The sequence below is a fragment of the Pseudomonas sp. NPDC088429 genome (assembly GCF_044753305.1).
In the GTDB taxonomy this organism is placed as follows: Bacteria; Pseudomonadota; Gammaproteobacteria; order Pseudomonadales; family Pseudomonadaceae; genus Aquipseudomonas; species Aquipseudomonas rustica.
In genome coordinates this window covers 55,347-72,244 of record NZ_JBIVMX010000008.1, presented here as the reverse complement: position 1 = coordinate 72,244, position 16,898 = coordinate 55,347, and the positions used below count along the sequence as shown (strand labels likewise).

The following is a 16,898-nucleotide window of genomic DNA, read 5'->3' as shown; positions in this document are numbered from 1 at the left end:
CCCAAGCGGCGATGCAACGCCGGCCAGCCAAAATTTAGGGAGCGACTATTGTTGTTCGGGTGCAGGCTCAAAAAACCAGAGCCAAAAACGACAGCCGACACTGCGGCAGCGTGATCGCGCAGGGCACTTTTTAGCCCATTGGCGCGTCGTAATCCAGCGGCGCGGCCGATTATGCCCCAAGAGCCGGCGCAGAGTGTTTCGCGCTCGGTTTTTATAATGAAATGTGCCAAGGAGCATCACTGCGATGAATGTAAGCCCAACCAATCGCTCGCGTTTGCAGGTCGTCACCCTGCTGATGCTGGCCACGCTGTTGACCGCGTGCGGCATCAACAATATCCCGACCCTCGACGAACAGGCCAAAGCCGCGTGGGGGCAAGTGCAGAACCAGTACCAGCGGCGTGCCGACCTGATCCCCAATCTGGTGGAAACGGTGAAGGGGTACGCCAAGCATGAAGAAGAAACCCTGACCGCCGTGATCGAAGCGCGGGCGAAAGCCACGTCGATTCAGGTCGACGCCAGCACCCTCGACAATCCCGAGAAGCTCAAGCAGTTCCAGCAGGCGCAGGATCAACTGACCGGTGCGTTGAGCCGGTTGATGGTGGTCTCCGAGCGCTATCCGGATCTGAAGGCCAACCAGAACTTCCTCGCCCTGCAATCGCAACTTGAGGGCACGGAAAACCGCATCGCCGTGGCGCGCCGCGATTTCATTCTGGCGGTGCAGAAGTACAACACCGAAATCCGCACCTTCCCCGGTCGCCTCTGGCACAGCGTGATGTACAGCGACCTGCCGATCCGCGAAACCTTCGAAGCCACCACGCCGGATGCCGATAAGGCACCCCAGGTCAAATTCTGAAAACACACCTGTGTAGGAGCTGCCGAAGGCTGCGATCTTTTGATTTTGACCGTAAGAACAAGATCAAAAGATCGCAGCCTGCGGCAGCTCCTACAGGGATTGGTGGGGGTAATAGATGCGTGTGTTGAAGATGGGGCTGGTGTTGCTGTTGTGGGTATTCGCCCTCAGCGCTCGGGCCGAGTTGACGTTCCCGGCGCTGAGCGGGCGGGTGGTGGACGAAGCGCAGATGATCGAGCCGTCGGTGCGCGCGCAACTGGGCCAGCAGTTGCAGGCCCACGAGCAGGCGACCGGCGAGCAATTGGTCGTCGTCACTGTGCCGGATCTGCAGGGCACCACCATCGAGGATTTCGGCGTTCAGCTCGGCCGGCACTGGGGCATCGGCCAGAAGGACAAAAACAACGGCGCGCTGCTGATCGTCGCCCGTGACGAGCGCAAACTGCGCATCGAAGTCGGTTATGGTCTGGAGGATCGGCTGACCGATGCGCAGTCGTCAGTGATCATCCATCAAGTCATCACGCCCGCGTTCAAGACCGGCAATTTCAGCAAAGGCATCAGCGACGGCGTCGCGGCGATGCTGGTGGTGCTCGGCGGCAATCCGCTGGACGAGCCGTCGACGGTGTATGAATCGAGCGGTGATCCGTCCGATGATTTCATCTCGCGGCATCCCGGTCTGTTCGTGTTTTTGGTGATGTTGTTCATCCTGACCGTGTTTGTCTTCCAGATGCTCGGTATCCTGCCCGCCGGCCGGGGCGGTGGTGGCGGAGGCGGCTTTGGCGGTGGAGGTTTTGGTGGCGGCGGCGGTGGAGGCGGGGGCTTCAGCGGCGGCGGGGGCAGTTTCGGCGGCGGTGGATCGTCCGGCGGCTGGTGACATTAAAAGAATAATGAGCAGGCACTTTTCAACATGGCATTACTGACCGAACACGAACAACGCAAAGTCGCCGAAGCGATCGCCCGGGTCGAGCGCGACACCGACGCCGAACTGGTGACAGTGCTGGCCGCCCGCGCCGACGACTACGCGTACATCCCGCTGCTGTGGGCGAGTTTGCTGGCGCTGGTGGTGCCGGGCGTCGTGCACTACCTGACCGGCTGGCTGACCATGCACAGTCTGCTGCTGGTGCAGTGGGGCGCGTTTATCGTGCTGTGCCTGCTGTTTCGTTTGCCGAAAATCACCACGCATTTGATCCCGCGTCGCGTGCGCCACTGGCGGGCGTCGAACCTGGCGCGACGGCAGTTTCTCGAACAGAACCTGCATCACACGGTGGGCAGCACCGGGATGCTGATTTTTGTCTGCGAGGCGGAGCGCTATGTGGAGATTCTGGTGGATGAGGGGATTTCCAAGCGGCTGGATAACAAGAGTTGGGATGTGATTGTCGCGGCGTTTACCGAGCAGGTGCGGCATGGGCGCACGCTGGAAGGGTTTGTGACGTGCATTGAGGCGTGTGGGGAATTGCTCAAAGTGCATGTGCCGGTGACGCAAGTGCGCAATGAATTGCCGAATCGGTTGGTGGTGTTGGCCTAGATCAAAAGATCGCAGCCTTCGGCAGCTCCTACATTGGCCTCTGTAGGAGCTGCCGAAGGCTGCGATCTTTTGATTTGTGCCGTTCGGTAAATAAGAGCGTGTCCCCGACCCCCATCCCCCCTAAAATACCCGCCATTCCCGATTTCGCCCGTCCGAGGCCGCTTTTTCATGTCCGTTACCGCCCCGTCCACCAAGCCCGCGCCCGATCACCACGCCCAGTTCATCGAGCTGCTGCAAACCAGCCTCGAGCAGAACGGCTTCATCAAACTGGTGCTGGCCAAGTACGTCGGTGAAGAGGCGGAGCTGCAGCGGGTCATCATCAAAGCGGTCACCGTCAAAGCGCAGCCGAACCTGTCCTTCGTCTATCGCTACAAAACCCGCGACATCACCAAAAACCTGCCGCTGAGCGAAGGCGTGGCGACGATTGCCGCGCTGTTGCCGGCCTCGTTCAAAAATGCGCATTTGCTCGCCGTGACTGACGAAGCCCAGCTCGAATACAGCAAAAAGGGCAAGAGTTCGCTGTTTAAGAGCAAACCTCAGCAATTGCGTGAAGCACCGTCCGCCGAGCACAACCGTGAGAAAAACCGCTTTCTTGAGTTGAGCCGACCGTTCCTCAAGGATCTGGGCGTGACCAACGCGCAGCAAGAGCTGATCCCGGCGATGTCGCGCAAGTGGAAGCAGATCAACAAGTTCATCGAAGTGTTCAGCCATGCGCTGACCACCTCGCCGCTGGCGTTGGACAAACCGGTGCGCGTCGCGGATTTCGGCTCGGGCAAGGGTTACCTGACCTTTGCTATTCACGATTACCTGCGCAACACCTTGAAGGCCGAGGGCGAAGTCACCGGCGTCGAGTTGCGCGAAGAAATGGTCAACCTGTGCAACGCCGCCGCGGCGAAGCTTGATCATCCGGGGCTGTTGTTCAAGTGCGGTGACGTGCGCAGCGTGGCGCCGAGCGAACTGGACGTGATGATCGCTTTGCATGCCTGCGACATCGCCACTGACTACGCGATCCACACCGGCATTCGTTCGGGGGCGTCGATCATCATGTGCTCGCCGTGCTGCCACAAACAGATCCGCCTGCAAATCCAGAGCCCGGCGCTGCTCAAGCCGATGCTGCAATACGGTTTGCACCTTGGCCAGCAGGCGGAAATGGTTACTGACAGTTTGCGGGCGTTGTTCCTGGAAGCGTGCGGTTACGAGACAAAGGTGTTCGAGTTCATCTCGCTCGATCACACCAACAAGAACAAGATGATTCTCGCGGTGAAACGCGCCGAGCCGGTCGATCCGGCGCAGTTGTTGGTGAAGATTGAGGAATTGAAAGCGTTCTACCACATCAGCGAACACTGCCTGGAAACCCTGCTGCGCGCCGACGGTTACCTGGCCTGACGATTATTGCCTTGGAATACACATCCTGTAGGAGCTGCCGAAGGCTGCGATCTTTTGATCTTAAAAACAAAATCAAAAGATCGCAGCCTTCGGCAGCTCCTACATAATCAACCGTTCAACCGTTCAACCGTTCAACCGTTCAACCGTTCAACCGTTCATACGGTGGCAATGCGGGCTGGTTGCACCGTGGTTTTGCGGCCGAGCATGACCGTTGCTATGACACCACACGCAAACACCCAGGTAATCGGCTCGACGTGTTCGCCAAAGAACAACGCCGAAAACGCGATGGTGGAGAAGATCTGCAACAACTGGATCTGACTGACCCGAGCGATCCCGCCCATCGCTAGCCCGGCGTACCAGGCAAAGAATCCAAGAAACTGCGAAAACAGCGCGACATAGGCAAACGCCCACCAAGCCTTGGCCGACACTGCGCCGTGATGTTGCAGCGCCAGATACAGCACCGGCCCGATCAACAAAGGTGTCGACAGCACCAGCGCCCAGCAGATCACCTGCCAGCCGCCCATCTCCTTGGCCAACCGGCCGCCCTCGGCATAACCCAGACCACCCACGGCAATTGCGCCGAGCATCAGAAAATCCCCCGGCTGAATACTTCCTGCCCCGGTGTACAACGCATAACCGAGCACCAACGCACTGCCCAGCGCGGCGCAGGCCCAGAAGGCTTTTGACGGACGCTCGTGAGACAACCACGCGGCATACAGCGCCACGCACAGCGGCTGCAAACCGTTGACCAATGCCCCGTGCGACGCCGGCAGCGTTTGCATGGCCCACGCCGACAACACCGGGAAACCGAGGATCACTCCGGCGATCACCAGGCTCAGGCCTTTGACTTGCTGCCACGTCGGCCACTTTTCGCGGCGCCACAACAACAGCATCGCCGCCGGAATCGCCGCGAACAACGCGCGACCCAAGCCGTTGAGCAGCGGATGCAGTTCCTGCACCACGATGCGGGTGAAGGGCAGGGTGAGGCTGAAAATCACCACGCCGAGCAAGCCGAGGGCCATGCCGGTGTTTTCGCGCGAGGACATGAGGGGAGACCAGAATCGTAGAGAATTGGAAGGTGTCCTCATCTAGCCATAATCCGCGAATTTCGGGGTGTTACAGCTAGGCACGGACTTAGGCGTACAGTTGCGGGTAATCCCCGCAACGTAGGAACTGCCGAAGGCTGCGATCTTTTGATTTTGTTTTTAACGGCAATATCAAAAGATCGCAGCCTTCGGCAGCTCCTACAGTTATCCGAATCCGAATCCGAATCCGAATCAGTGATTGCGTGTAGTAGTCAGTTATTACCTCCCTCTCCGGATAAGGTCTACCTTGAACACTCCCAAGCATTTCCCAGAGGAGTCCTCCCCATGGCCGCGAAAAAGATTCTGATGCTGGTTGGCGATTACGTCGAAGACTACGAAGTGATGGTGCCGTTTCAGGCCCTGCAGATGGTCGGGCACACCGTCCACGCCGTGTGCCCGGACAAGCCATCCGGCGGCACCGTACGCACTGCGATCCATGACTTCGAAGGCGACCAGACTTACAGCGAAAAACCCGGTCACCTGTTCGCCCTCAACTTCGACTTCGCCAAGGTCAGCGAAGGCGATTACGACGCGCTGCTGATCCCCGGCGGTCGGGCCCCGGAATATCTGCGCCTCAACGAAAAAGTCCTCGACCTGGTGCGCGCCTTCGACAAGGCCGGCAAACCGATCGCCGCCGTCTGCCACGGTGCTCAGTTGCTGGCAGCGGCCGGCGTGCTCGAAGGTCGCGAGTGCAGCGCCTATCCGGCCTGCGCCCCGGAAGTGCGACTGGCGGGCGGTACGTACATCGACATCGCCGTGACGGATGGCCACGTTCAAGGCAATCTGGCCACAGCCCCGGCATGGCCGGCGCACCCGAACTGGCTGGCCGGTTTCCTCGGCTTGCTCGGCACTAAAATAACCCTGTAACGAGGATTCGCCGATGTGCGAGCTCTACGTCAAGGCCGACCCGATTCTCTACGAGTCACGCTCGCGCTCGCTGCGCATCTGCGGCGTGGTGACGACGTTGCGTCTGGAGAATCAGTTCTGGGACATCCTCAGCGAGATCGCCGAGGTCGACGGCATGACCACCAACCAATTGATCGCCAAGCTGTATGAAGAGGTGATGGATTATCGCGGGGAGGTGGTGAATTTTGCGTCGTTCTTGCGGGTGAGTTGTACGCGGTATTTAAGTCAGCGGCGGGGAGCGGTTCCGGAATTATCGGTGGTGCGGGCTGGGGTGAAGTAGGTAACAACCGGCTGACGCCATCGCGAGCAGGCTCACTCCTACAGGAGAAACTCATTCCAACTGTAGGAGTGAGCCTGCTCGCGATGGGGCCAATAGAGGCGCTATAAATCCAGGATCAGAAAAACCGCGTCAAACTCACCTTGGCATTACGCCCCTGGCTGTATGCCATGTCCCCGCTCAACGCCGGCCGGTAGCTTTCGTTGAACAGGTTATCGACGGTCAAATTGACCTCGGTGCCTTTCAGATACGGCTGTTGCGGTTTCCAGTTGGCGAACAGGCCCTGAACGTTGTAGCGGTCGTTGTCATAGTGATCGTAGTAGACGTCACCCAGCGAGTTTTTACTCTGCCCATACAGGTCGCTCGGCAGGCGATCGGTCTTGCGCACGAACTCACCCTGCCAGCCGACCTGCGCGTCCCAGCTCGGAATCTTCACGCCGACGACGGCGATCCATTTCGGCGGCGGAATGTCCCGCGCCCAGACGTCCGGGCCCCAGGGATTGGTGTAAGCGCCTTCGTGCTTGCCGGTCATCCACGAGTACGACAGCGAGCCGAACAGGTAGGTCGAGTCGTAGAAACTCTCGACCTCGAAACCCTTGATGGTCAGCCCGCCAATGTTGCGGTAGTTGCTCATCGGCCCCGAGCCTTTGCAGTCGGTGGCGATGCTGCCGCCCTTGTTCCACTGATTTTGGCAACCGATGCCGGTGGCTTTGAAAATCTCGTCGTCGATCTTGTTGCGGAACAGCGTGGTGCGGATCTGCACGTTGTCGTGGTCGGCGAACACGTTGGAAAAGTGGCTGATATTGCCCGCACGCCAACCGGTGATGCGCTCCGGATCGAGGTCGACGCTGGTCGCGGTGCGGCTGCCCAAACCCTGCACTTCATATTGTTCATCGAGCACCGGCGCGCGCCAGGTTTTGCTGTAGTCGACGAAGAATGCGACGTCCGCGGTCATTTTCCAGAACGCCGACAGGCGCGGTGACCAACCGGTGTAGGTGCGGTCGCCGTAGTCGTGGCCGATCGCTGGATCCTGACTGCTGTAGTACGGCGCGTCGTTGGCCTCGCCGCGATTGCGCACGTGGTCATAACGCACGGACGGCGTCAGGGTGAAGTCGCCGTAGGTGATCGCGTCTTGCAGGTAAACGCTGTTGGTGTCGACCTTGCCCTTGGGCATGAAGTACGGCTGGAAGTGGCCGAAGTTGTACTTGGGCACATCGTAAGTCGCGCCGGGCATCCACATGTCGGTGTTGCGCGCATGCTTGCGGATTTCCACGCCGCTGGTCATGGCATGTTCCAGTGCGCCGGTTTCGAAGCGGCTGATGTTGCGCAGTTCGACGATGCGATCCTTGTAATCGGTGTCCATCTTGCGTCCGCCAGACGCGGCCTGGAAAAACGCCGTGGCGTCGCGTTCGTCGGTCTGATCGGTGTCGGATTCCGAGTAGCTCAACTTCATGTCGATCAGACGGTTATCCAGCGGCTGGTACTGGTAGTACGTCGACCACGTGGTGTCGATGGTTTCGCGATTGGCGAGGAAGCGTTTCAGCGCACCGTCGTAGCCGTATTTTTTGATGTTGTCCGGCGTCGGCGGGTTCGGGTAGGTCGCCGAAGAGAACGGCGTCCAGCGCTGGCTTTCCGAATGCGAGTACATCATCCCGGCGCTGTGCTCGTCGTTCAGGTGCAGGTTGACCTTGACCAGTTGGCCGTCGAGATCCAGCGCACTGTTGGGCAAGCGCTTGGGGTTGATCGGGTAGTAGTTGTCCGGATTCGGCAGGTTGTCGGCGAGTTTCATGTCGCCGCCGTCGCGTTTGGTCAGGTACACCAGCGCGTCGGCGCGGCCATCGTCGGTGCGGCCGAACACGGCGCCGCTGTAGGTTTGCTGATGGTCGTTGCTGGCATAACCGTATTTGACCATCGCACCGCTGTTGCGGCCTTCCTGGAGCATGTCCGGCGCGTCTTTGGTTTCCATGTGCACGGTGCCGCCGAAACCACCGTTGCCGGTGAACAGCGAGTGCGGGCCTTTCTCCACTTCGATGCTGCGGATCAACTCGGGCTCGATGAAAATCGTCCCCTGCTGATAACGCTCGAAGCCGCTTTTGGTCGCACCATCGAGGGTCAGCGGAACGTCTTCGGCTTCGCCCAGGCCCCAGATATTGATCTTCTGGCCGCCGGGTTTCATCGAGCCGCTCATGCTCACGCCGGGCAATGTCGCCAACAGCGCAGGCACGTTGTTCGGTTGATGGCGATCAATGTCAGCCTGGGTCAGGGTTGAGCGGCCGACGGTGCTGGAGTCGACTTCAGTACCGGTGCCGATCACGCTCAACGCGTCGAGCTGAATGCTGTCGCTGCTGCTGGTGACCGATTCCACCGGGCGCACCACGTAGGTTTGATTGACCTTGATCAGGCCGAACTGGCTATTGTCGAGCAACTGGCGGATCGCCGCTTCCGCGCTGAATTCACCGTCGATGGCCGGCGCCTTGAGGTTGCGCAATTGCGCTTCGTCGAACAGCAACTGGATCTTCGCCTGCTGAGCGATTTGGCTCAGCGAGGTCGCCATCGACTGCGCCGGCAATTGCAGACGGATGGCCTCGGCCTGGGCTTGCACGCTGAACGCCAGGCAGGCGGCGAGCAAGGTCGGTCGAAGGCAGGTGAGCGGGTACGGCGAAAGCACGCGAAACATGGAATCCCCCAGGGCGGCGAAAAGGCCAAAAAGGCCTGCGTCAGCAACGCAGACCCGGAGGAAGACGCGGCAGGCAAAAAAAACCTCACATGCGAATGCAAAATATTCTCATGTGAAGTTGTTTCAGCGATTTTCGATGCGGATCCGGCCGTCGGCCAAGGCCACGGTTTTCACCGGGATCAACGCGGGGAGGGCACTGATCAACGCGTCGGGATCTTCGACGTCGAGGTTGCCGGAGACTTTGATCTGCCCCAGTTTTGCATTCGCCAGCAGCACCGGTTTCGCCCGGTACTGATTCAACTCATCGACCAGACTCGACAGTTCGCGATTGCGAAACGACAAATGCCCGGTGCGCCAATCGGCGACCTGACTGACTGCCAGCGTCTGCTGTTGCATGTCGCCACTGGCGAGATCGACCGCCACTTGTTGTTGCGCGCCAAGCAGCAGCGGTGCGCGTTTGTCCGGGGCGAACGCCACCTGACCGTGGGCGACGCTGACGACCAGTTGCTGATCGGTGCGCCGCACATCGAAACCGGTGCCGACCACACGCACCGTGGCGTCGCCCGTCTGCACCCACATCGGCCGTTCCTTGTCCGGCGCGACTTCCACATAGAACTGGCCGCGCTCGAGAAAAATCCGTCGCTGATGGCTGTCGAAGTCGATGCGCAACTGCGTGTTGGCGTTCACCGACAGCGTGCTGCCGTCCGGCAATTCGACGGTGTGCATGCCTTTCGATTGCGCGGTGATCTGTTGCTGATAAACCTCGTGGGACGTGCCCAGATGCGTGGCCAGCACGGCGCAAACCAGCGCGGCGGCGACCGCGAAGGCCGGGCGCCAGATGCTCTTCGGTTTGCGCGCGCGGATCGGCGTCGGTTGATTGAGTTGCTGCAAGGCGCCGAGGTCGGCCCACAATTCTTCGAAGGCGCGATAGGCCTTGGCGTGCTCCGGTTCGCGCAGCCAGCGCTCGAACGCCTGACGCACAGTCCTACCCTGTGGCTGGCGGTTGCGGGTGAACCACGCGGCGGCCTGGGCGTCGACGCTGTTATCGGCCTGGTCGCTGTCGAAATCGTAAGGGTGGTTCATGCTGGCTGCTCCGTGCCGTTGTCGTGATCCAGGCGTTGCTTGCAATGCATCAGGGCGAAGGCGATGTGTTTCTCCACCATGCTCAGGGAAATCCCCATGCGCTCGGCGATCTGCGCCTGACTCAAGCCTTCGAAGCGGTGCAGCATAAGGGCCTCGCGCCGACGTGGCGAGAGTTCGGCGAGGACTTCTTTCAACTGCTCAAGGCGTTGCTGGCGTTGCGCGGCGGCCATCGGCTCGTGATGTTCATCACTGACCGGCTCGGCATCGTTGTCGTGATGGGGCTGGACGATGTGCCGCACCTTTTGTTTACGCCAGTGATCGCGCAGCAGATTGCGCGCCATCTGAAACAGAAACGCACGCGGCTGCTCGACCTTGGCGCGATCGCGATAATCGAGCCATTGGGTGAACACGTCTTGAGTCATGTCCGCCGCGTCACTGGGATTTTCCGTGCGCTTGCGCAGGTAATGCAGGATGTCCCCGTAAAACCGGCGAAAAGCATCGGCCGACAGCGGATCGGGCGTGAGGCGAGGCATGGATATCCTTCTTGACGAAGCAGGGCGCAGAAAGCGCCGGATGATATCGAGAATTATTGTCATTTGTCATGTTGGCGATCACGTCTGTCATCGAACAGTGGCTAAACCGGCGAAACGGGCTTTACTTTCGGGGGTTCAAATCGACAGGAGCAGCGACATGTCCGGATGGTACGAGTTGAGTAAAAGCAGCAACGGCCAGTTCAGGTTCGTCCTGAAAGCGGCGAACGCCGAAACGATCCTGACCAGCGAGTTGTACACCACTCGCGCGGCGGCCGAAGGCGGCATCGCCTCGGTGCAAACCAACAGCGCGCTGGATGACCGTTACGAAAAAAAATCGACGAAGGACGGCCATCCGTACTTCAACCTCAAGGCGGCCAACCATCAGATTATTGGCAGCAGCGAGGCGTATTCATCGGATGCGGCGTGCGACAAAGGCATCGCCAGCGTCAAGGCGAACGGGCCGACAAAAGCCATCAAGGACAAAACCCTGCCAGTCCTCTAACCCTCAATACCTGGCACTTGTAGGAGCAAGGCTTGCCCGCGATGGCGGTGTATCTCTCAACATCAATGTTGAAGGATAGGGCCTCTTCGCGGGCAAGCCTTGCTCCTACGGGGTTTTGCGTTTTTCGGGAGATCAGCGCAGGGTTTTCAGGATTGTTTGTAGTTGGGTCTGGCCAGCCGCGCTCAATGCAAATACCGGCAGGCGTGGATCACCCACTTCCAGCCCGGTCTGGCGTAACCCGGCCTTGATCGTCGCCGGCAAGCCGCCCTTCAGAATGAAGTCCAGCAGCGGCAACTGGCGATAAAACAGATCCCGCGCGCGATCCAGATCGCCCGCCATCGCTGCTTCATACAGATCCAGATTCAACTGCGGAATCAGGTTCGGCGCTGCCGTGCACCAGCCCTTCGCCCCGGCCGCGAACGCTTCCAGTGCCAGTGGATTGCAGCCGTTGTAAAACGGCACCTGACCTTCGCCGAGCAATTGCAGCTTGTGCATGCGTTGGATGTCGCCGGTGCTCTCCTTGACCATGGTCACGTTTTCCACGGCATTGACGATGCGCAGAATCAGATCGACCGACATGTCGGTGCCGCTGGTGGCCGGGTTGTTGTAGAGCATGATCGGCACGCCGATGCTCTCGCCAATCGCGCGGTAGTGGGCGAGGATTTCCGCTTCGGTGAGTTTCCAGTACGAGGCCGGCAGCACCATCACCACGTCGGCGCCGTGGGCTTCGGCGAAGCGTGCGCGACGCACGGCTTTAGCGGTGGTCAGGTCGGACACGCTGACGATGGTCGGCACGCGTTTGGCCACGTGCTTGATACTGAATTCAGCAACTTGATCCCACTCCGCATCGCTCAGGTAAGCGCCTTCGCCAGTGCTGCCCAATGGCGCGATGGCGTGGACACCGCTGGCGATCAGGCGGTCGATCGATTGGCCGAGTGCTGGCAGATCGAGCCCTTCGCCATTGGCGCTGAACGGGGTGATGGTGTAGCCGATGATGCCGTGAATGTTGGACATGGGAGCGTCTCCGTAATGAGGTTTCAGTTCAGGCAATCGGCGTGTTGGCGCAGGTTCTGCCGAGCGTAATAGTTGAAGGCGGCGGCGTGGCGTTTCGGCTTGGCGATCCAGTCATGGGCTTCGCGGCCCAGCGCGGGGATGATCGGTTTGATCGTGCCTGCCGCCATCGCCAGTAGCTGCAACTTCGCCGCGCGTTCGATCAATTGGGCGATGACACACGCCTCTTCAATCGTCGTGCCGGTCGACAGCTGACCGTGGTGCGAAAGCAGAATCGCGCGTTTGTCGCCCAGCGCACCGGCGATCAACTCACCTTCTTCATTGCCCACCGGCACGCCCGGCCAGCCTTCGAGAAACGCGCAGTCGTCGTACAGCGGGCACAAGTCCATGTGGGAAATCTGCAGCGGCACTTCCAGCATCGACAACGCGGCAACGTGCGTCGGGTGGGTGTGGATGATGCAGTTCACGTCCGGCCGGGCGCGGTACACCCAGCTGTGAAAACGGTTGGCCGGGTTAGCCATGCCGTGACCTTCGAGAACCTCCAGATCTTCGTTGACCAGCAGCAGATTGCTTGCGGTGATTTCGTCGAAACCCAGGCCCAGTTGCTGAGTGTAATAGGTGCCGGGCTGCGGGCCACGGGCAGTGATTTGTCCGGCCAGGCCGGAGTCGTGACCGTTTTCGAAAAGAATCCGGCAAGTCAAAGCCAGCTTTTGCCGGTCTGTCCACGTATTATCCGCAAGGCTTTTTTGCATCTGGGTCAGCGCTTGCTTGACCAGTTGGTCTTTGGGTAGTGCTAATGTCTTGGCCATGTCTGTGTCCTTTGGGTGATTGCAAATGACACGAAAGAGGCTATATGACACAAAGTGTCATTGGCAAGCACAAATCGTCGCTTCCTTGATGGAATAACCGCTGCGCATGTCTATCCGTTTGAAATTGTTAAGAAAAAAACTTGGCGTAACCCTTGAGGCACTGGCCGAAAAATCCGGCATGACCAAGAGTTATCTGTCGAAAGTCGAGCGCGGGCTGAACACCCCGTCGATTGCCGCCGCGTTGAAACTGGCGAAAGCGCTGAATGTGAAGGTCGAGGAATTGTTCTCGGAAGACAACGTCAGCCTCGACAGCTACAGCCTGGTGCGCAGCCACGAGCGGCAGTCACTGGCGGCGAATGATCAGAGCCCGGGTTACGCGGTGCTGGCGCATCAGGTCAGCGAGCGCAATTTGCTGCCGTTCATCATCTATCCGCCGAGCGAATTCAGCGACAAGACCTTCAAGGAACATCTGGGCGAGGAGTTTCTGTTCGTTCACGAAGGGCAGGTGGAAGTGGATTTCATGAACGAGAAAGTGCTGCTGCAACGCGGCGATGCGCTGCACTTCAATGCACAGAAACCGCACCGAATCCGATCGGTGGGGGAGTTGCAGGCGCAGTTGCTGGTGGTGGTGCACAGCGCTGAGGAATGAACCCTGAAATCAAAAGATCGTCCGAACGCGGCCCGAGCCTTCGGCAGCTCCTACAGGGGAACGCATTGCAACTGTAGGAGCTGCCGAAGGCTGCGATCTTTTGATCTTGCTTCAAACCTCGACCGGCACCGACAATTTCGGACTGCCCAGCGCATGCGTCTTCGCATCAAAAAACCGCAACTCAACCCCCGTCCCCTCAAACACCTGCGCGTAGTGCCGCTTCTGATGCTGCACAAACGCCGCACTGCGCGGATAAATCGAGATGGCCACAGTCTTCGGTTTCGCCAAGCGTAGCGCCCGCACAATGTGCGCATCCTGCTCGGCCAACGCGTGGCCAAAGATGCACAAACTGTCGCCATGCCCGAGCAATTGCTCATAACAGAACGACAGATAATCCGAACTGCGAATGGTTTTGAGCTTGTCCGCGCTCGGCCCTTCGGTGACGAACAGCGGCACGTCATCCAGCGTCTTGATCGTATTGTTGATCGCGAAGCTGCCGAGCAGCGTGCCCTCGGTCGAGGTCAGTTTGCGCGCGGTGCCGTCCTGATTTCGCACCAGGTGCAGGCCACCGTGCAGGTACAGCAGACGCGGTTTGTCAGTGGCGCTTTCGCTCAGATCGAAACTCGCGTTGGCGCCGTTGAACAGGTCGTCGATGGCATCGCTTTGGTGTTGCAGCGCCCAGTAGTTGAGCAAGTCGTAATTGGTGGTGAACACTGTGCGATAGCGCGCCAGTTCTTCATTCAAAGTCGCCAGCGTCGAGGCTTTCACCAGTCGCCACGGAATGTGCACGGCGTGCACCGTGTTGATCAGGGCTTCCTTGATCGCGTAGTAGCGATTGCGCGGGGCGGCGGAGCTGACGGCCAGCGCCTTGTTGACCCGGCTGGTGGTTTTCAGCGCGCCGAGCACCTGCTCGAAACTGCGCGTCTGCATGGCGTCGAACACCGCCAGTTCCGACGCACTCAGCGGTTTCTCTTCGACGGTGCGGGCGTTTTCGAACAGCGAGTCGTAGCCGAAATCGTCCCACACCGCGCGGCTGGCGCCATTGCCCACCAGCAGGCCGTTGAAATCGGTCGCGGCGCGCAGGGTGTTCCAGTCTTCAAGGCTGGCGTCGACATCCAGAAAATCGGTCATTGCGTAGGCGGTCTCAAAACATAGGGGCTGATGGGCGGCGACTTTATCACGAGCGGGCATTGAGCCAGATCAACATCGGCGCTGACCGATCGGTCGATGCTGTGCTTATCCGCTGAATCGCAGCAGTCGATTCGGCCCCTGTCAGGAGACGCGCGCATGACCAGCACCTTTTTCATTCCGGCGGTAAACATCATGGGCAACGGCTGCCTCGACGAAGCCATGGTCGCGATCCGCAACTACGGTTTTCGCAAAGCGCTGATCGTCACCGACACTGGGCTGGCCAAGGCCGGCGTGGCGACGATGGTCGCCGAGAAGCTGGCCATGCAGGACATCGATTCGGTGATTTTCGACGGCGCCAAAGCGAACCCGAGCATCGCCAACGTCGAGTCCGGGCTGGGTTTGCTCAAGGAAACCCGCTGCGATTTCGTCGTGTCGCTGGGCGGCGGTTCGCCCCACGACTGCGCCAAGGGCATTGCCCTGTGTGCGACCAACGGCGGGGAAATCGGTGATTACGAAGGTGTTGATCAATCGAGCAAGCCACAACTGCCGCTGATCGCGATCAACACAACCGCCGGCACCGCCAGCGAGATGACCCGTTTCTGCATCATCACCGACGAATCGCGTCACGTGAAAATGGCCATCGTCGACCGCAATGTCACGCCGCTGCTATCGGTCAACGACCCGGAACTGATGGTCGCCATGCCCAAAGGCCTGACCGCCGCTACTGGTATGGACGCATTGACCCACGCCATCGAGGCTTACGTTTCGACCGCCGCCAACCCGATCACCGACGCTTGCGCGTTGAAAGCAATCACCCTGATCAGCAACAACCTGCGCCTGACCGTGCGCGACGGCACAGATCTCGCCGCGCGGGAGAACATGGCCTACGCGCAGTTCCTCGCCGGCATGGCTTTCAACAACGCCTCGCTCGGTTTTGTGCATGCGATGGCGCACCAGTTGGGCGGTTTCTACGACTTGCCCCACGGCGTGTGCAACGCCGTGTTGCTGCCGCATGTGCAGACCTTCAACGCGCTGGTCTGCGCCGATCGCCTGACCGATGTCGCCCACGCCATGGGTGCTGACATTCGTGGTTTCAGCGCCGAGGAGGGCGCGCAAGCGGCGATCACCGCGATCCGCACCTTGGCCAAAGACGTCGACATCCCGAGCGGTCTGCGCGAACTCGGCGCCAAGCTCAGCGACATCCCGATCCTCGCCATCAACGCACTGAAAGACGCCTGCGGCATTACCAATCCGCGCGCGGCGGATCAACGGCAAATCGAGGAAATCTTCCGCAACGCCTTCTAACGCTTGCCATCCCCCGGCGCGAACTTCACGCAGAGCATCGCGCCGACGGCCAGCAACGTGCACAGCAACGATAACGGCCAAGCCTGTGGACTGGCGATCAGACTGGCCATCGCGCCGATGATCGCCGCCATCAATTGATGGATAAAACCGCTCAGTGCCATCGCATAAGCACCGGCAATCGGCGCGCCATCGTTGGCGCGTGACAGGCTGATCGGGTAGTTCAACGACTGCCCGAACACCGCCACGCAATACGGCAGCCAAAACAGTAGCGCGATGGAACTGGCCGCCAGACTGCCCAGCAACATCACGCCGCTACCGGCCAGCACCAGACCGACGCCAACGGTCATCAACCACGCCTGACCGGTGCGCAACACGAAGTGATTGACCGCCAGCGCACCCAGAAAATACGCCGCGCTGATTGGCCAGCCGAGCAAACCGTAATCCACCGTCGACCAGGCGAACGGCCCCTGCAAAACCAGCGGCGCTGCGGTGTTGAAGGCGATGATCACGCCGTAGCCCAAACCACCGGCCAGCGCCGGCAAAAGAAATGCCCGATGCAGCAGAATCAGCCGATAAGCCGACCATGACGAAGCGCTGATCGGTTCGTCAGCGACAGCAGGGAAAGCCACCCGCGAGACGATCAACGCCATCACCAGGCAGACCACGCCGAGCAGGTAGAAAATCGCCTGCCAGCCCAGCGTCACCTCGATGATCGAGCCCAGGTATTGGCCGATGCCCAGCGCCACTACGAACGAAATCGAAATCCACGACAATGCCTTGGCCAGCAGATCGCCGCGAAAGCTGTCGCGGATCAGCACCCGCGCCATCACCGAAATACCGCTGGCACCGATGCCTTGCAGCAGTCGCAGCAGCAAAAACGACTCAAGCGTCGAACCCAGCGGCAACGCCAGATTGGCCAAGCCGTAAATCGCCAGCGCCGCCAGCAACACCGGTTTGCGTCCTATGCGCTGGGCCAGACTGCCCCAGAACAACATCGGCAGCGCCATGCCAATCAAATAAAGCGACAACCCCCACGACACCTGCGCAGGTTCCGCCGCCAGATAGCGGGAGATCTCCGGCAGTGCCGGCAAATAAATACTCATGCCCAACTGGGCAAGAAAAACCGTGCTGCAGGTGATCAGGAGAGTGACGCTGGCGTTCATGAGTCGTCC

At 59.9% G+C, this 16,898-nt stretch carries 17 protein-coding genes; 9 read left to right on the top strand and 8 right to left on the bottom strand.

The annotated features are described in order from the left end of the window. The first annotated feature begins 244 nt into the window (after positions 1–244). The 4 genes from ACIP66_RS07455 to ACIP66_RS07440 all read left to right on the top strand — a co-directional run bounded on the left by ACIP66_RS07455 (position 245) and on the right by ACIP66_RS07440 (position 3,758). A complete protein-coding gene (locus ACIP66_RS07455) occupies positions 245–853 on the top strand; it encodes a LemA family protein (RefSeq protein ID WP_053117924.1) in 609 nt (202 codons plus the stop codon). A gap of 115 nt (positions 854–968) precedes the next feature. Then, entirely contained in the window at positions 969–1,721 is a 753-nt protein-coding gene (locus tag ACIP66_RS07450) for a TPM domain-containing protein (protein WP_400646715.1), read from the top strand. Between the two features lie 33 nt (positions 1,722–1,754). After that, on the top strand, positions 1,755–2,372 hold the full coding sequence (locus tag ACIP66_RS07445) for a TPM domain-containing protein (protein WP_053117928.1): 618 nt from the start codon (positions 1,755–1,757) through the stop codon (positions 2,370–2,372). 168 nt (positions 2,373–2,540) lie between these two features. Continuing rightward, positions 2,541–3,758 carry a class I SAM-dependent methyltransferase gene (locus tag ACIP66_RS07440; protein ID WP_400646712.1) on the top strand — a complete coding sequence of 406 codons (1,218 nt, stop codon included), beginning with the start codon at positions 2,541–2,543 and terminating at the stop codon, positions 3,756–3,758. Positions 3,759–3,913: 155 nt separating this feature from the next. Here ACIP66_RS07440 and ACIP66_RS07435 read toward each other — a convergent pair whose 3' ends face one another. Further along, entirely contained in the window at positions 3,914–4,804 is an 891-nt protein-coding gene (locus ACIP66_RS07435) for a DMT family transporter (protein WP_400646710.1), read from the bottom strand. A 324-nt stretch (positions 4,805–5,128) separates the two neighbouring features. On the opposite strand from ACIP66_RS07435, the gene ACIP66_RS07430 reads away from it, so the two are divergent. Then, positions 5,129–5,710, top strand: a complete 582-nt coding sequence (locus ACIP66_RS07430; protein WP_159815792.1) for a DJ-1/PfpI family protein — start codon at positions 5,129–5,131, stop codon at positions 5,708–5,710. Positions 5,711–5,723: 13 nt separating this feature from the next. After that, positions 5,724–6,029 carry a ribbon-helix-helix domain-containing protein gene (locus ACIP66_RS07425; protein ID WP_159815793.1) on the top strand — a complete coding sequence of 102 codons (306 nt, stop codon included), beginning with the start codon at positions 5,724–5,726 and terminating at the stop codon, positions 6,027–6,029. A 115-nt stretch (positions 6,030–6,144) separates the two neighbouring features. Here the strand turns inward: ACIP66_RS07425 and ACIP66_RS07420 are convergent, their stop codons facing one another. The 3 genes from ACIP66_RS07420 to ACIP66_RS07410 form a co-directional block, all read right to left on the bottom strand. Continuing rightward, positions 6,145–8,703: a TonB-dependent hemoglobin/transferrin/lactoferrin family receptor gene (locus ACIP66_RS07420; RefSeq protein WP_400646707.1), complete on the bottom strand. Its 2,559-nt coding sequence runs from the start codon at positions 8,701–8,703 to the stop codon at positions 6,145–6,147. Positions 8,704–8,826: 123 nt separating this feature from the next. Beyond that, entirely contained in the window at positions 8,827–9,786 is a 960-nt protein-coding gene (locus ACIP66_RS07415) for a FecR family protein (protein ID WP_400646704.1), read from the bottom strand. Then, positions 9,783–10,319: an RNA polymerase sigma factor gene (locus ACIP66_RS07410; protein WP_159815796.1), complete on the bottom strand. Its 537-nt coding sequence runs from the start codon at positions 10,317–10,319 to the stop codon at positions 9,783–9,785. Before ACIP66_RS07410 ends, ACIP66_RS07415 begins: the two co-directional genes overlap by 4 nt. 157 nt (positions 10,320–10,476) lie before the next feature. Between ACIP66_RS07410 and ACIP66_RS07405 the strand changes: the two genes are divergently transcribed. Next, complete coding sequence (locus ACIP66_RS07405; RefSeq protein ID WP_159815797.1) at positions 10,477–10,821, top strand: YegP family protein; 345 nt, start codon at positions 10,477–10,479, stop codon at positions 10,819–10,821. Between the two features lie 132 nt (positions 10,822–10,953). Here the strand turns inward: ACIP66_RS07405 and ACIP66_RS07400 are convergent, their stop codons facing one another. Together ACIP66_RS07400 and ACIP66_RS07395 are read right to left on the bottom strand one after the other, a co-directional pair. After that, positions 10,954–11,835 (bottom strand): dihydrodipicolinate synthase family protein, encoded by an 882-nt coding sequence (locus tag ACIP66_RS07400; protein WP_400646699.1) that lies wholly within the window; start codon positions 11,833–11,835, stop codon positions 10,954–10,956. 23 nt (positions 11,836–11,858) lie between these two features. Next, complete coding sequence (locus ACIP66_RS07395) at positions 11,859–12,641, bottom strand: aldolase (RefSeq protein ID WP_008076855.1); 783 nt, start codon at positions 12,639–12,641, stop codon at positions 11,859–11,861. A gap of 106 nt (positions 12,642–12,747) precedes the next feature. Here ACIP66_RS07395 and ACIP66_RS07390 point away from each other — a divergent pair, with 106 nt between their 5' ends. Then, positions 12,748–13,290 (top strand): helix-turn-helix domain-containing protein, encoded by a 543-nt coding sequence (locus ACIP66_RS07390; protein ID WP_400646696.1) that lies wholly within the window; start codon positions 12,748–12,750, stop codon positions 13,288–13,290. A gap of 111 nt (positions 13,291–13,401) precedes the next feature. Here the strand turns inward: ACIP66_RS07390 and ACIP66_RS07385 are convergent, their stop codons facing one another. Beyond that, the gene (locus ACIP66_RS07385) at positions 13,402–14,421 is read right to left on the bottom strand and encodes a DUF4917 family protein (RefSeq protein ID WP_400646693.1); all 1,020 of its coding nucleotides are present in this window, start codon (positions 14,419–14,421) and stop codon (positions 13,402–13,404) included. 156 nt (positions 14,422–14,577) lie between these two features. Between ACIP66_RS07385 and yiaY the strand changes: the two genes are divergently transcribed. Then, positions 14,578–15,726 (top strand): L-threonine dehydrogenase, encoded by a 1,149-nt coding sequence (yiaY, locus tag ACIP66_RS07380; RefSeq protein ID WP_400646690.1) that lies wholly within the window; start codon positions 14,578–14,580, stop codon positions 15,724–15,726. Here the strand turns inward: yiaY and ACIP66_RS07375 are convergent. Further along, positions 15,723–16,889: an MFS transporter gene (locus ACIP66_RS07375; protein ID WP_400646688.1), complete on the bottom strand. Its 1,167-nt coding sequence runs from the start codon at positions 16,887–16,889 to the stop codon at positions 15,723–15,725. The two genes, yiaY and ACIP66_RS07375, sit on opposite strands and share 4 nt — an antisense overlap. Positions 16,890–16,898 lie beyond the last annotated feature (9 nt).

Bases quoted from the DNA above. Each gene is read 5' to 3' on its own strand.
- ACIP66_RS07425 (WP_159815793.1), top strand. From the start codon at position 5,724: ATGTGCGAGCTCTACGTCAAGGCCGACCCGATTCTCTACGAGTCACGC.
- ACIP66_RS07390 (WP_400646696.1), top strand. From the start codon at position 12,748: ATGTCTATCCGTTTGAAATTGTTAAGAAAAAAACTTGGCGTAACCCTT.
- ACIP66_RS07445 (WP_053117928.1), top strand. From the start codon at position 1,755: ATGGCATTACTGACCGAACACGAACAACGCAAAGTCGCCGAAGCGATC.
- yiaY (WP_400646690.1), top strand. From the start codon at position 14,578: ATGACCAGCACCTTTTTCATTCCGGCGGTAAACATCATGGGCAACGGC.
- ACIP66_RS07410 (WP_159815796.1), bottom strand. From the start codon at position 10,319: ATGCCTCGCCTCACGCCCGATCCGCTGTCGGCCGATGCTTTTCGCCGG.
- ACIP66_RS07420 (WP_400646707.1), bottom strand. From the start codon at position 8,703: ATGTTTCGCGTGCTTTCGCCGTACCCGCTCACCTGCCTTCGACCGACC.
- ACIP66_RS07430 (WP_159815792.1), top strand. From the start codon at position 5,129: ATGGCCGCGAAAAAGATTCTGATGCTGGTTGGCGATTACGTCGAAGAC.
- ACIP66_RS07405 (WP_159815797.1), top strand. From the start codon at position 10,477: ATGTCCGGATGGTACGAGTTGAGTAAAAGCAGCAACGGCCAGTTCAGG.
- ACIP66_RS07435 (WP_400646710.1), bottom strand. From the start codon at position 4,804: ATGTCCTCGCGCGAAAACACCGGCATGGCCCTCGGCTTGCTCGGCGTG.
- ACIP66_RS07415 (WP_400646704.1), bottom strand. From the start codon at position 9,786: ATGAACCACCCTTACGATTTCGACAGCGACCAGGCCGATAACAGCGTC.
- ACIP66_RS07395 (WP_008076855.1), bottom strand. From the start codon at position 12,641: ATGGCCAAGACATTAGCACTACCCAAAGACCAACTGGTCAAGCAAGCG.
- ACIP66_RS07375 (WP_400646688.1), bottom strand. From the start codon at position 16,889: ATGAACGCCAGCGTCACTCTCCTGATCACCTGCAGCACGGTTTTTCTT.
- ACIP66_RS07450 (WP_400646715.1), top strand. From the start codon at position 969: ATGCGTGTGTTGAAGATGGGGCTGGTGTTGCTGTTGTGGGTATTCGCC.
- ACIP66_RS07400 (WP_400646699.1), bottom strand. From the start codon at position 11,835: ATGTCCAACATTCACGGCATCATCGGCTACACCATCACCCCGTTCAGC.
- ACIP66_RS07385 (WP_400646693.1), bottom strand. From the start codon at position 14,421: ATGACCGATTTTCTGGATGTCGACGCCAGCCTTGAAGACTGGAACACC.
- ACIP66_RS07455 (WP_053117924.1), top strand. From the start codon at position 245: ATGAATGTAAGCCCAACCAATCGCTCGCGTTTGCAGGTCGTCACCCTG.
- ACIP66_RS07440 (WP_400646712.1), top strand. From the start codon at position 2,541: ATGTCCGTTACCGCCCCGTCCACCAAGCCCGCGCCCGATCACCACGCC.